The sequence below is a fragment of the Gammaproteobacteria bacterium genome (assembly GCA_041395725.1).
Taxonomy (GTDB): domain Bacteria; phylum Pseudomonadota; class Gammaproteobacteria; order Pseudomonadales; family Pseudohongiellaceae; genus NORP240.
In genome coordinates, this window is sequence record JAWKZW010000001.1 from 1,660,408 (window position 1) to 1,674,472 (window position 14,065).

Annotated in this window: 10 protein-coding genes and 1 pseudogene; 10 read left to right on the forward strand and 1 reads right to left on the reverse strand. The window is 55.6% G+C overall.

What is annotated here, in order from left to right; genetic code table 11:
• Positions 1–375 precede the first annotated feature (375 nt).
• On the reverse strand, positions 376–1,065 hold the full coding sequence (locus R3F50_07345) for a YafY family protein (GenBank protein MEZ5490119.1): 690 nt from the start codon (positions 1,063–1,065) through the stop codon (positions 376–378).
• A 162-nt stretch (positions 1,066–1,227) separates the two neighbouring features.
• Between R3F50_07345 and R3F50_07350 the strand changes: the two genes are divergently transcribed.
• The 10 genes and pseudogenes from R3F50_07350 (at position 1,228) to R3F50_07395 (ending at position 14,055) form a co-directional block, all read left to right on the forward strand.
• Complete coding sequence (locus tag R3F50_07350; protein ID MEZ5490120.1) at positions 1,228–1,617, forward strand: VOC family protein; 390 nt, start codon at positions 1,228–1,230, stop codon at positions 1,615–1,617.
• A 241-nt stretch (positions 1,618–1,858) separates the two neighbouring features.
• Positions 1,859–2,830, forward strand: a complete 972-nt coding sequence (locus tag R3F50_07355) for a deoxyhypusine synthase family protein (GenBank protein ID MEZ5490121.1) — start codon at positions 1,859–1,861, stop codon at positions 2,828–2,830.
• A 13-nt stretch (positions 2,831–2,843) separates the two neighbouring features.
• A complete protein-coding gene (speA, locus tag R3F50_07360) occupies positions 2,844–4,847 on the forward strand; it encodes a biosynthetic arginine decarboxylase (protein MEZ5490122.1) in 2,004 nt (667 codons plus the stop codon).
• A gap of 299 nt (positions 4,848–5,146) precedes the next feature.
• Complete coding sequence (locus tag R3F50_07365) at positions 5,147–5,515, forward strand: hypothetical protein (protein ID MEZ5490123.1); 369 nt, start codon at positions 5,147–5,149, stop codon at positions 5,513–5,515.
• A 212-nt stretch (positions 5,516–5,727) separates the two neighbouring features.
• Positions 5,728–6,099 (forward strand): annotated as a pseudogene (locus R3F50_07370) (SulP family inorganic anion transporter).
• Positions 6,100–6,175: 76 nt separating this feature from the next.
• Complete coding sequence (locus tag R3F50_07375; GenBank protein ID MEZ5490124.1) at positions 6,176–7,291, forward strand: SulP family inorganic anion transporter; 1,116 nt, start codon at positions 6,176–6,178, stop codon at positions 7,289–7,291.
• 14 nt (positions 7,292–7,305) lie between these two features.
• On the forward strand, positions 7,306–10,233 hold the full coding sequence (locus R3F50_07380) for a DUF2309 domain-containing protein (protein ID MEZ5490125.1): 2,928 nt from the start codon (positions 7,306–7,308) through the stop codon (positions 10,231–10,233).
• The gene (locus R3F50_07385; GenBank protein MEZ5490126.1) at positions 10,226–11,596 is read left to right on the forward strand and encodes a proton-conducting transporter membrane subunit; all 1,371 of its coding nucleotides are present in this window, start codon (positions 10,226–10,228) and stop codon (positions 11,594–11,596) included. Before R3F50_07380 ends, R3F50_07385 begins: the two co-directional genes overlap by 8 nt.
• Before the next feature lie 16 nt (positions 11,597–11,612).
• On the forward strand, positions 11,613–12,827 hold the full coding sequence (locus tag R3F50_07390) for a hypothetical protein (GenBank protein ID MEZ5490127.1): 1,215 nt from the start codon (positions 11,613–11,615) through the stop codon (positions 12,825–12,827).
• A gap of 10 nt (positions 12,828–12,837) precedes the next feature.
• Entirely contained in the window at positions 12,838–14,055 is a 1,218-nt protein-coding gene (locus tag R3F50_07395; protein MEZ5490128.1) for an alginate export family protein, read from the forward strand.
• The last annotated feature ends 10 nt before the right edge of the window (positions 14,056–14,065 follow it).

The window sequence follows — 14,065 nt, forward strand, 5'->3', positions numbered from 1 at the left end:
TTTATCCTGTTTGGTACAGTTCTTGCGGTCGACGTAAACCAAACGGATGTATTCACCGCGACTACTCGCATCGATACACGTGACTGGTTCGCCGAGCCGCTGGCGCTGTTCTTCCCGGGCGCGGTTCTACCGGGAGAAAACGAACTCTGGGGCTAATACGGGACACTGACAACTTAATAACTTAGCAAAGACCTTAGTCCAATTTTCCTCCACACAGCTTTGTTTCCACCTGGTAACTACACCCATTTGTCTAAAGATATAAGAGAATATTAGTTCGTTAAATTGTTAAGTTATCAGCCTCCCTGTCAATTCTACGGCCGATTGACGAACAAGTGCAGAATGAAACGGGCTCTACCGCAGCATGGCTTTCGAATTTTACGAATTTTCCTGTCGCTCTTTCCTGAGGTACTCGTCCAGGCTCTTGTCTTTCTCGATTGGGAACAGGTCTCCGGGAATCTTCATGCTTCGCATACGGTCCAATCGGAAATTGCGAAAGTCCTGCCTGGTATCGCACCAGGCCAGCAGCAACCAGACCGGGCCGAAGAAAGTCAGCGCAAGAGGCCTGACCGTTCTGGCAGAAACGCAGTCTGATAAATCCATGTATTCGAAGCGGATCTTCCTGCGCTCCCGGATGCAATTCCTGACTTCGGAAAAATCTACCTCCCAGGGGATCTTTGCCATGCTGTTCTCGGAAAAGGTGGCGACCTGCTGCATGTTGTTGAGCAGATTCGCTGGCAAAACAGCCTGTACCTTATTCAGCGCGCTCGCGGCTTTCTCAGCGAAGCGCTCGTCCGTCCACGTGCGGACCATGCTGATGCCTAGAGCGATCGCCTCCAGTTCATCGGGATCGAACATGACTGGCGGCAGGTGATACTTCTTGTCGATCACGTAGCCGACACCCGCCTCGCCATAAATCGGGACGCCGGAGTTCATCAGGTCCTGAATGTCTCGATAGACTGTGCGCTGGCAGATGTCGAATTGATCGGCGATACGCCTTGCCGTCACGGCGTGGTGCATACGTCGCAAGTAGTGGACGATCTGAATCAGGCGGTCTGCTCTGCGCATCGGTTACTTTCCTCGCCAGCTTTCGCTTGGGCCCTTCGGTCGTCAATTTCTAGCGATACCCGGTGAATAGTATCCTACTGCAAGTTTACTGACACCACGGTGTCAGCAGGGTTGCAGTATGCTGAAAATCCCTAAAACAGCAGCCCATTCGAGGAGAAAGCGATGATTGGCTACGTAACGATTGGAACTAACGACCTGGACCGCGCGGCGGCCTACTACGACAAACTGTTCGCGACCATAGGTGCAAGTCGATTCATGGAAGAAGAGAACTACTTCATTGCCTGGGCAACGGTGCCTGGAGCCCCGTCTGTTGCTGTGTCAATTCCATTCAACAAGGAGCCCGCTTCGGTGGGCAACGGTGTCATGGTTGCGCTGTTCATGGATTCGCCTGAAAAGGTCGATGCATTTCATGCCAGGGCCCTGGAGCTGGGCGGTACCAATGAAGGCGACCCCGGCTTCCGGCCGGAAGAAAGCACCTCGGGATTCTACGCCGGTTATTTCCGCGACCTCGATGGTAACAAGCTTAATGCATTCTGCATGGTTCCGGAATAAGTAAGGTACCAACTGCCGGGCCGGCGCCTGCTGGCCCGACTGCTACGGGCCACTATAGGAAACTGATAACTTAACTACTTCGCAAGACCTTAGTCCTGTTTCTCCCCTGCAAAGCTTTGCTTCCACCTGATATTTATGCCCATATCTCCAAAAATAAAAAGGAAATTTAGTTCATTAAGTTGTTAAGTTATCAGTGTCCCTGTAGATTCTCGCAAACAGCCATTGGAGGTCATCGGTTCAAATGAGTACCATCAGCGAGTTCGTCCACCATCATTACCGGCACTTCAATTCGGCGGCGCTGATCGATGCCGCAGACGCCTACGTCAAGCACCTGGACCAGGGCGGAGTCATGTTCATGACCCTGGCCGGCGCCATGAGTACGGCCGAACTGGGTTTGTCGTTGGCGGACATGATCCGCCAGGACAAGGTGCATGCCATATGCTGCACCGGCGCAAACCTTGAGGAGGACATTTTCAACCTCGTTGCGCACGATCACTACGTCCGGGTGCCACACTACCGGGAACTGACGGCCGCCGACGAGGAAGTCCTGCTCAGCAAGCACCTCAACCGCGTGACGGACACCTGCATCCCCGAAGAAGAGGCCATTCGCCGGATCGAACGCGTGATTCTTGACGCGTGGACCCAGGCCGACTCCGCCGGCGAATGTTACTTTCCCCACGAGTTCCTGTACCAGGTGCTGCGCTCCGGCGCACTCGAAGAGCACTACCAGATCGACCCGAAAGACAGCTGGATGGTGGCGGCCTGCGAGAAGAACCTGCCCATCATCGTCCCGGGCTGGGAGGATTCAACCCTGGGTAATATTTTCGCCTCGCACGTGATCACCGGGGAGATAAAGAACGTGCATACGGTGCGCAGCGGCATCGAATACATGATCATGCTGGCCGAATGGTACGAGCGAACCGCAGCCTCGGCCTCTATCGGCTTCTTTCAGATCGGCGGCGGCATCGCCGGCGATTTCCCGATTTGCGTGGTGCCGATGCTGCAACAGGACCTGCAGAAGGACGAAACGCCGCGCTGGGGTTATTTCTGCCAGATCAGCGACTCGACCACCAGTTACGGCTCCTACTCCGGCGCGGTTCCCAACGAGAAAATCACCTGGGGCAAGCTGTCGGCCGACACGCCCAAGTTCATCATCGAGTCGGACGCGACCATCGTCGCACCGCTGATCTTCGCTTGCGTACTGGGCCGTTGAAGAGTATCGCGACATGACCGGGGAGCCGAAGCTGGAGACTGCCCAACCGGATTGGCGGCCCGAGGATGCTGCCGAACTCTACCGGGTCAATGACTGGAGCGATGGCTTTTTCACCGTCAACCCGCAAGGCCACGTCGCGGTCCGGCCGTTCGGTAACGACAGCCTGAGCATCGACCTGCTCGACGTGATTGCCGAAGCGCAGCGGAGGGGCGTCCGCTTCCCCTTGCTGTTGCGGTTCCAGGACGTGTTGCGCGCCCGGGTTCAGCGCCTCAACCAGGCCTTCGCCCTGGCCATCAGCGAAACCGGTTACCAGGGCGCATACCGCGGCGTCTATCCGATCAAGGTCAACCAGCTGCACGAAGTGGTCGAGGAAGTGATCGACGCCGGGAAGCCGTTCGGCCTGGGGCTGGAGTGCGGGTCCAAGGCGGAACTGGTGGCCACCCTCGCCCACCTGGAGTCGGACGAAACCCTGCTGATCTGCAACGGGGTCAAGGATCGGACCATGCTGTCACTGATCCTGTCGGCACAGGAACTGGGCAAGAACGTCATGCCGGTAATGGAGAAGTTCGCCGAGTTCGAACAACTGATTGCCCTGGCGGACGAGACCGGCATGCCGACGCAGTTCGGCGTGCGCGTCCGTTTGCGCACCGGAGGGGCGGGCAAATGGGCCGATTCCGGCGGCTATCGTTCCAAGTTCGGTATCACCCTGCCCGAACTCATGGAGATGATCGATCGGCTCAACCGTGGCCGCATCCAACACCGTTTCAGCCTGCTCCACTTTCACCTTGGAAGCCAGATATCCAACATTCAGCAGTTGCGCCAGGCTGCCAAGGAATTCGCCCAGATCTACGCCGAACTGGTCGGCCTGGGCATGCCCATCCGTTACCTGGACGTGGGTGGCGGGCTCGGCGTGAACTACACCGGCGACATGCAGGAAGGCAGCATCAACTACAGCCTGGGTGAATACGCCAATGCCGTGGTTGCCGCGATCCAGTCTGTCTGCGATGAACGCGGTGTGGCGCATCCGACCCTGGTGTCGGAAAGCGGCCGGGCCATGACCGCGCACCACTCGGTCCTGGTGGCCGAAACCGTCGGCGCCTATCGTAAGGACCAGGCCGACAAGGACCCGCAGATACCCGCCGACGCCCATCGCCTGGTTCACGACCTGCGCGAAAAGCTGATTGGGCTGCGGCAGCTGGCGCCGGGCGACGCCAAGGCTACCCAGATACTCGAATCCTGGCACGACGTGGAAGAAATTCACCAGGAAGCGTCCGCCCTGTTCAGCATGGGCTTCCTGTCCCTGGCGCAGAACGCGCTGATCGAGCGCATGTACTGGAGCGCCTGCTCGGCCGTGCTTCAGCACTTACGCCACGCCGACACGGGCCCCCACCAGCAGGTGCTGCAGGAACTGGAAGACAAGCTGGTCGATCAGTACCTGGTCGACTTCTCGGTGTTCCAGTCCATGCTCGATCATTGGGCTATCCAGCAACCTTTTCCGATCGTTCCGCTGGACCGCCTGGATGAACGTCCGACCCGCCGCGGGCTGTTGGTCGACCTGACCTGTGATTCCGACGGCAAGGTGGCCCAGTACGTCTCGTCACGGGATGACAAGAATTTCCTGGAGCTGCACGAACTGCAGCCGGGCGAACCGTACTACCTGGGCTTTTTCCTGATGGGCGCCTATCAGGACATCATGGGCGACGTCCACAACCTGTTTGGCCGCACCGCCGAGGCGCACATATACGCGGACGCCGAGGAAGAAGGTAATTTCTGGATCGAGAAAGTACTGCCGGGCGCCCGCGTAGAAGACATGCTGGCCCAGGTTCAGTATTTCCCCAATGACCTGCGCAGGCGCGTCGAATCCATGATAAAGACCAAGATTGAAGAAGGCGCACTCAGGCCCAAGCGGGCGATGGCCATTCTCGACCAGTACATGGCCATGTTCCAGGACGAAACCTATCTCGCCAATCCGCGGGACAACGACTGGAGGAGACCGCACAATGAGCCAGACCCTTGATTCTCGCACTGGTAACTATGTGGCGCTGATAACTTACTAACTTAGCAAAGACCTTAGTCCTGTTTTTCCTCCACAAAGCTTTGCTTCCACCTGGTAACTATGTGCTATGTACAAAGAATAGAAGAGAACAATAATTCGTTAAGTTGTTAAGTTATCAGTGTCCCTGTAGGGAATTCCTCTTTTTTCCTGTAAGCCCCTTTGGCAATGTCACATTTTAGTCCTATAATGCTGACGCGTCCTCATCGGGGATGCTGCCCTAACCGGGTTAGACCGTGTCATTCAAGTGGAACCGACAGTTAGTGAAAGTCAGCAAATTCAGACGTCCTTTTTACCTGAGCCTGTTGGTCTTCCTGTTCGTGTTTCAGTCGGTTCCCGGTCTGGCCTTCGATCATAGAGCGGATCCTGCATCAATCGCGGACTCTACTGATGTTGGGGCTCAGCAGAGTGCGATTGAGCACTTGCTGCATGGCCTCACTTTCCAGGACAAGGTTTCCGTCAATGAATCCGACTGCAGTGATAGCTGTGGGGATGACTTTGAACTTGAATGTCTTAGCCTGCCGCTCGTACGTCATGCCAAAACAGGCCAGGTCTCCCTTAATGATCCGGCAGAGACACCCTGGAATCGAGCCAGGAATTTCCACCCTACCCGTGCGCCACCATTGAACTAGGGAAACGCTGAACCTCTCTCCGGTTTACGCCGGCATGATGTGGTTCGTCAGGCTGTCTCCGGTTCGCGGAATTCGTCATTATTTTGTCTTTCCGTCCAGGCCGGTCGGCGTTGCCGCTCGGCAGCTTCCCGCAGTCTGCTTTTGTTTTCAGCAAGAAATTCAATGACTTTTATTGATTGCCTCGGGCAATCAAAAACCGCGTGGAGTAACCAATGCAAAGTATTTCCCAAACACAACTCGGAAACTCGGTATTCAATGACCTTAAATCCGGCTTTCTTGTCTTTTTAATTGCACTGCCCCTCTGTCTTGGAATTGCCAGCGCCAGCGGCTTTCCTCCCATCGCAGGCCTCACCACGGCCATTATCGGGGGTCTCGTGGTGTCATGGCTCGGCGGCGCCTCGCTCTCCATCAAGGGGCCGGCTGCCGGTCTGATAGTGATTGCCCTCGGCGCTGTCACTGAACTCGGTGGAGGCGACATGTTGCTTGGATATCAGCGAACCCTGGCAGTGGGCGTGGTAGCCAGTGTCTGTCAGTTTCTCTTTGCTCGGTTCAGAATGGCCAACCTGGGAATAGCAATGTCGAAGTCTGTCGTGCATGGCATGCTTGCCGCTATCGGGCTGATTATTATCGCCAAGCAGATTCATTCATGTCGGGCTGGGTGTGACACCCCATGGTGGCGAGACCCTCGAGCTGCTCGAGGAAATTCCCCACTCACTGATGACCGCCAATATTCCGGTAGCCATTATATGCGCGGTCTCCCTGGCCATTCTGTTCCTTTGGCCCAAGGTGCCGGTCACGGCGTTGAAGAAGAGTCCGCCACAACTGATTGTACTGCTGGTGACCATCCCCCTTGCCATGTTCCTGGGCATCACGGATTCCCATTACTTTGTCAGCCTGCCTGATAACCTGATGGACGGTTTCGCCCTGCCGGACTTCTCGGTAGTGCTGTCACCGGTATCCATCAAATACATCGTGATGTTTGCGCTGGTAGGGAGCATCGAATCCACCCTGAGCGTGGTTGCGATCGACAGCATCGTCAGAGACAAACCGCGATCGAATCTCAATCGGGATCTGCTTGGTGTTTCGGTGGGCAACTTTCTGTCGGCCATGCTGGGTGGCCTGCCTATGATTTCGGAAATTGTCCGCAGCAAAGCCAACATAGATGCAGAGGCTCGCAGTCACAGGTCTAATTTCTTTCACGGACTCTTTCTGTTGCTGTTTGTATTGGCGGTACCGGGTCTGTTAAAGATGATTCCAATGGCTGCCCTGGCCGCCATGTTGATCCTGACCGGCTCACGCCTGGCTTCAATTAAGGAGTTTATCCATGCCAGGGATATCGGCATGGACCAGTTTTTTCTGTTCCTGACGACTTTTCTGGTGACAATTTTCACCGATCTGTTGATTGGCGTCGCGGCCGGACTTGTCCTCAAGGTGGTGTTTCATCTGATCAGAGGATCAACATTCAAGTCACTCTTCGGTGTGAAAATAAAGAAACAGGAAAGTGGTGATCTGGTGATATTGCGCGTCGAAGGCGATGCCGCATTTCCCTCTCTGTTGAAAATCAACAATATCATCAATCAATTGACTCCCGAGCAGTTACCCAATCTGCGAATCGATCTGACCGAGGCCAAATTGATCGATCACACCTTCCTCTCCGGCCTGGGAATGCTGATTAACAATCATGTGAATCCGAAGTCTGCCATTTTTGGTATCGACACTTTCCGCGGTATCAGTCAGCACCCGGAAGCGACTCATCTGACTACCCGCGCGCACTGAGGGAGTTGAAAGATATGCCGATTCCGGATTCAGACAAACTTCGTGAGGTCATCGAGAGGGCTGCCAGGCTGCTGCCCTCTCAATCGCCCCTTCATACTTTTGTGCATCACAATACGCTTCACGCCTTCGAAAAACTGAGTTTCAAGGAGGCTCTGAAAGAGGCTGCTCGAGAGCTGGACGCCGATCCCTTGATGAGTGAGCAGCAGTTTCGCCAGGCTGCTGACAGTGGCCGTATACTTTTAACGGACATCGAAGCAGTACTGGAGAAAGAGGTCCCTCAGCTCGACCAGGCCGTCTTTTTCGGTGCCCCGACCCGCCGTGCTGTTCTGCTCTGGCGCCTTACTTCTCTGTTCAATGTTCCCAGTCGCCAATCGGTGAACTGGTGGCTGCATGAGAAAGGGTATTTACACAAACCTCATGCGTTAGCCGGTTCGGCGGTGAAATCCCCTGCCAGCTCATTGTTTTTTCAAAGTCGGCGGCAGTACTTACCGGGCGAGTTGCAAGCCTTGTGGGGCAATCTGGAAAGTAGCGCGACATTCAAGCTCAAGCGAAGTTCTCAGGCCAGGCCCCGGGACTATCTCCTTAATCGGTTTGACTGCGATACGGATGAGTGGGTCAAACCTGCCCTGATCCGCGTGTGTGCCGCTTATCTTGATCAGGGCATCGGCAGTCTGCCACAACCGGACAAGGAGGAAGGTCTGCTGGTGAGTTTCAGGCGCATGCATCTGGCTGGTGTGACACCGGTGCCGGGATGGATGCGTGGTCTGAAAGCAGAATGCCGGCGCCAGGAGCAGGCCAGCGCAGAGGCACTGACGGTCATCTGCGATGTCATCGCGCATTTCGGCATTGCGCTGGCGCATTGGGATCGCTTTATCAGTGACAGCCTGCAGGTATTGAAAGGCTGGGCCGGCATGTTTCAGCAGTTTGAGTGTTTTCCTGCCAAGGTCCCAGTGTCCGCTTATCCGGCGAGGCTACTCGACTTCCTTGCCGTACAGCTCACGCTGGAAAAAGTCGCCTTCACGAATGCCTGTCGGCAATGCAACACCGATCTGGACGCCTATCGACACTATGTGGACACACGCGGCATCGAGCACACGGAGCGAAGGAAGTCGGTACAGGACGTCTATGAGGCCTTTATCACAGCGCAGGCATTCGACCTGCCTGCCAGGCTGTTCGCGAGTCCGGAAAATGCCTATGAATGGGTTACAGAGACAGGCCTTTTCAACAGCTTTGAACGTCGCTATCTGTTGCAGCTGGCCTATGAGCGCCGCCATCGCCAGCACATACTTGACGGTTTGCTGGAACATCGTCGCTTTGTGGCCAGAGAGGCAGATAAGCCACCGGCAAGCTTTCAGGCGGTGCTCTGCATGGATGAACGGGAAGAGTCCACACGCCGGCATATAGAAGAGTTGGATCCTCGTGCCCAGACTTTTGGTTTTGCCGGATTTTTCGGTGTAGCCATGCACTATCAGGGACTCGACGATGTAACCGGCCGCCCTCTGTGCCCGGTTAACCGGCAACCACAACATTTTGTCCGTGAAGAACCGATCGACATCAATGAAGCTGAGCGCTATCAGCGATATCGGAAGTGGCTGGGCAGCTACTCCCGGGCTGTCATGCATCATGAAGCCATGCTTTCCATTGGTCCTTTCTGGTCTCTGCTGATGGGAATTGCCAAGTCACCAGCCCTGGTGATCGGCAGCCTCTTTCCCCGGGTTGGGGAACAGTTGTCTCGACGGTTTGAGTCGATTGGTCCCGCCAGGCCGAAGACCAGGCTGCGAGTCTTCCGGTACAAAGGTGATCAACAGATTGAGGGATACCTGCCCGGATATAGCGTTGAAGAGGCTGCCGAGGTGGTTTTCGGGACGCTTTCTTCAATGGGCCTGCGCAGCCGCTTTACCAGCATCCTGCTGATCGTTGGGCATGGGTCCTCCAGCCTGAACAACCCCCACGAAGCAGCTCACGACTGTGGTGCCACTGGCGGAGGAAGAGGTGGACCGAATGCGAGAGCGTTCGCAGCGATGGCGAATGATCCCGAGGTCAGATCACTGTTGCAAACAAAGGGCATCGAACTGACCTGTGACACCTGGGTTGTCGGTGCTTATCACAATACCTGTGATGATTCGATGCGCTATTACGACGAGGACCTGATTCCGTCGCAACATCACGCGGCCTTTGAGCATGTGAAGGGGGTAATGGCCAGGGCCTGCACGCTTGACGCCCTGGAGCGTTGTCGCAAGTTCGAAGAGGTGCCGGTAGATGTGACTGCCGTGCAGGCACTCGGATTTGCACATCAGCATTCCATCGACCTTGCCCAGCCCAGGCCCGAATACGGGCACGCAACGAATGCAGTCTGTGTGATCGGCCGCCGGGAGTACACGCGAGGGCTGTTCATGGACCGTCGTTCGTTTCTGATCTCCTACGATCCCGATCAGGATCCCGACCGGTCTATTCTCGCGAACCTGCTTGAGTCCGCGGGGCCGGTAGGTGCCGGGATCAACCTTGAATATTACTTCAGCTTTGTCGACCCCGTTGCCTTCGGGTGTGGCACCAAGTTGCCCCATAACATCTCCGGCCTGGTCGGAGTCATGGAAGGACACTGCTCCGACCTGAGAACCGGCCTTCCCTGGCAGATGGTGGAAATACATGAGCCGGTCAGGCTGCTGACTATCGTGGAAGCCAGCCCGGAAGACCTGTTGAAAATCGCTGGCGAAAGGCCTGTGGTCGGGAGACTGGTGAGCAACGAGTGGATTCAACTGGTTTCCATGAACCCGGCGACAGGGGAGCTGGCCGTTTTCGATAAAGGTACTTTCGTGCCACATCGGATCGAACGGCAGGGCTACCCGATTAGCGAGACTTCGGAACACTTTTTTCGGGGGAGTGCCAGTTATCTGGGCCTTGCTCATATCGGCGACAGGTTGCCAGGAGGCCAGTATGTCTGAATTGCTGTTGTTTGAAATTCTGGGGGCCTTGATATTCCTGCCGACCCTGGCCGTTTTCATCTGGCTGGCGGTCAGTATGCTGCTGTCAAGGAAGCCTTCGGAGTTGAACGTAGTCCGGTACTCGCGCATTGCCATTGGCATGGCGTTGGCCAGCGGGGTGCTGATGGCGAGTCTGCTTCCTCTATCCGCAAGCAGCGAGGTAAACCTGGGAAGCTGGTTCAGCACCGAAAGTTACCACTATGATATCGTGATGCTTACGGATCTGATTGCAGTCGCGTACGCTATTTTTTCCTCACTTCTTCTCTACCTGATCTGCAGTTTTTCGCAAAGATACTTACACAAAGAACCGGGGTTTCACCGCTTTTATCTTGCTTTACTGTTGTTCACGCTGGGACTTAACCTGGTCTGCTTCAGTGGAACACTTGAACTGCTGTTGGTAGGGTGGGAAGTGGTTGGATTGAGCTCGGTGCTACTGATCGCTTTTTTCACGCAGCGACCGCAACCGGCCCGGAACGGATTCTGGGTTTTCGTCAATTACCGCCTGACAGATATTGGCCTGTATGCAGCGATTCTTTATCTGCACCATGTCGGCGTCGGGACCGAATTCAGTGCCCAGACTGAAGTCCGCTGGGCGGGGATACCACTACACCAGTCTGCCCAGATAACAGAGTTGCTGCTGTTGCTGGCAGTAATCGGAAAGTCTGCGTTGTTTCCCCTCTGCAACTGGCTGCCGAGGGCGATGGAGGGTCCCACTCCTTCGAGCGCCGTGTTCTACGGTGCACTCTCTGTTCACCTGGGGCCGCTGCTGCTGCTCAGAATGGCAGACCTCATCAGCCACAGCCCGACTGCGCAGGCATTACTGCTGGTGGTCGGACTGCTGACGGTATTGACCGGCAATATAGTCGGTCGGGTGCAAAGTGATATCAAGAGCAGACTGGCCTACGGCTCCGTTACTCAACTGGGCTTTATCGTCTTTGAGATCGGGCTCGGCTGGTTCGAGCTGGCCCTCCTGCATGTGGTGGCCCACGCCGTTTTTCGAACGCTGCAGTTCCTGCGTGCTCCAAGCCTGTTACACGAACGGCACCATCTGGAGCAAATGCTGGGGCATCACGTCCGCATTTACCATCCCCAACAGGGGCACAGCCAGGGGTTCCAGCGATTCATGTATCGCTTCAGCCTGGAAAGAGCGTTCCTTGACATCATCCTGGTGGACTGGGTGGTACACAGCATTCTGCGACTGGCCCGACATCTGGATCGTTTCGAACGGATAGTCGGAGCAAAGATCGCAGGTGATGGCGGCACAGTAAAAACCGGCCAGGCAGCAGACATGGATGCGCTTGGTGTGGCATTGAAACAAAAATAGCCGGAGTATTTTGACTATGAATTTCCCTGTTTTTCTGACTCCGATACTGACTTGTATCGGTTTGTTAGGGGTTGCCAGCTTCTCGAACAGAAACGCCGTGCGCAACGCCGGTCTGTTTACTCTCAGCCTGTTGTTTGTAATAGAGCTCTACGCAGGAATGGATCCCGCAAAGGAAACCGGCACACTGAGCGATCTTGGCAGTGTGGTCGTGCTGGGCAACCTGCTGGCCTGTTTCTATACCCCGGCTTTTATGAGCTCAAGGCTGACCTTTGTCCTGATTCTGACTATGAACCTGGTGACTCTGACGCTGACAAAGTTCAACACGCCCCAGTTGCTGATGTGGTCGGTGCCAGTTTTCTTTGGACTGTTGCTCGCGGCCGTGGGGAAACAGCACGGTATGCATCGACTGCTACTCTCCTTCGGTGCTGTGTCTTGCCTGTTGTTGTTCCTATCGGTCAATGTTGCCGGTGAAATAGACGGTCAAATGAGGGTGGCCGAGCTCATAGGTCTGATGATACTGGTCGGTCTGTTCCCACTGTCGAGCTGGTATAGCAGACTCTTCGAAATTCTGCCGACCGGTACATTGGCTTCGGTATTCGTGTTCCAGGTCATCCTCGTTATGGCATTCGAACAGCAACTGGCCCTGGATCGCGGTCTGCTTCTGTTGGTGCTGCCCGTGTTCGCGGTGCTATCGCTGCTGATGGCGCTGTCCCAGGGCTGTGCCCGTCGTGCGCTTGCCGGCCTGGCAGCCAGTCAACTGGCCTTTCTGATATACGCGGATTCAGGTCGACATTTTTCAGAGCTGGCGGCGACACTCCTGGCGCAGGCGCAAATGGTCACTGTACCAGGTCTTATCCTTACTATCGGCACACTCGAAATGCGGGCTGGCAAGTTGAACCTGCTGCGACCATCAGGTCAATATGATTCTTATCCAAAGCTTGCCTCGGCGATGCTGTTATTTGGGCTGATGGGGGCAGGATTCCCACTTTCTCTGGCCTATATCGCGGAGGATCTTATCCTGGAAGCCGGTTTCAGCGAGACACCCTTGATGGGAATGTCGTGGCTTGTCGTCACGGCGTTGATGGCGATCCTGGTTGTTAAAATGTACCTTTATTTGTGTCATGGCAGAAAAGGCCATGAGCCGGGCATTGATATATTGCCGGCGAAACTCTTTGCGGCAGTGCTGGCGACAATCTATCTGCTGGCCGCCAGCTTCACCGTGGCAGCATAGGGGGCGCGACATGAAATTTATGAATTACGGCCGGCTGTGCCTGGCTGCAGGCCTGCTGTCTCTGCCGTCGACACTGATGGCGGCAGAAGCTGATATCAACAGGCTCATCCCCGCGCAGAATGACACACAAGTACATGGTGTTTTCAGGCTGAGGTACGAAAACGTCAGCCAGGAGAATACCAATGGCGCCCAGGCTCTTACTCTGGGTTCCAATATCAGTGTCGAAAGTGAGATCGGCAAGGGCCTTTCCGGCTTTTTTGAAATCGAAGACACCCGAATCGTCGCCGGAGTCGATCGCTATGCAGTACCTGCGGCCGGCTTTCACGCAGGAGAGTACGCGACCATTGGTGATCCTGAAGTGACAGAGGTGAATCAGGCTTACCTCAACTTCAATCAGGGTGCATTCAGTGCCAGAGCGGGTCGGCAGTTGATCAGGCTTGATAATCAGCGCTTTGTAGGCAGTGCGTCCTGGCGGCAGGATGAGATGACTTTCGATGCGCTGGGGTTGCAGTATTCCGCCGACAGACTGTCACTTGCTTTTTACGCAGTTGGCAAACGTAACCGTGGGGTGGCAGAACTTGCTGACGTCAGAACTCAGGACCTGCTCCTGAATGCTTCCTATGCTTTGCCGGAAGATGTCCTGGTCGCCTACTACTACGACTTGAATCCCTCCGCGCCCGGCAGTCAGCAGCTCAAGTCCGCCGGGTTTCGTCTGCAGGGTCACCGACGTCGTGATCAGTTTGACATGAACTATCAGCTGGAATTCGCTCATCAGAATGCCCTTCAGGCAGGTCGCTCTTTCGGCGCAGACTATTGGCTGGTGTCTACAGGTTTCCACGGCGGCTACGGTGATGTCGTGATGGGTTACGAACACATGGGCTCGGACCACGGACTTTTCGGGGTTACTTTCCCTGCCGGCGCTCATCACGGGGTGAACGGGTGGGCTGATAAATTCCTTGTGACACCGGCAGTCGGGCTTGTCGACGAATATCTTGAGTGGAGCATCGGAGGACTGGGTGGCACGCTCAGCGTGGATTACCATGATTTCAGGGCCGCATACCAGTCTCACGGACAGCATAAGTTGGGAACCGAGGTGGACATGCAATACCAGCATGCGTTCGGCGATCACTATGTACTCGGCGTGACGATGGCCGACTTCCGCCAGGTTGACTTCAAATCCTATGGGGATACCCGAAAGTACTGGATCTGGCTGGCCGCTGATTTCTAGGGAGCCTCTG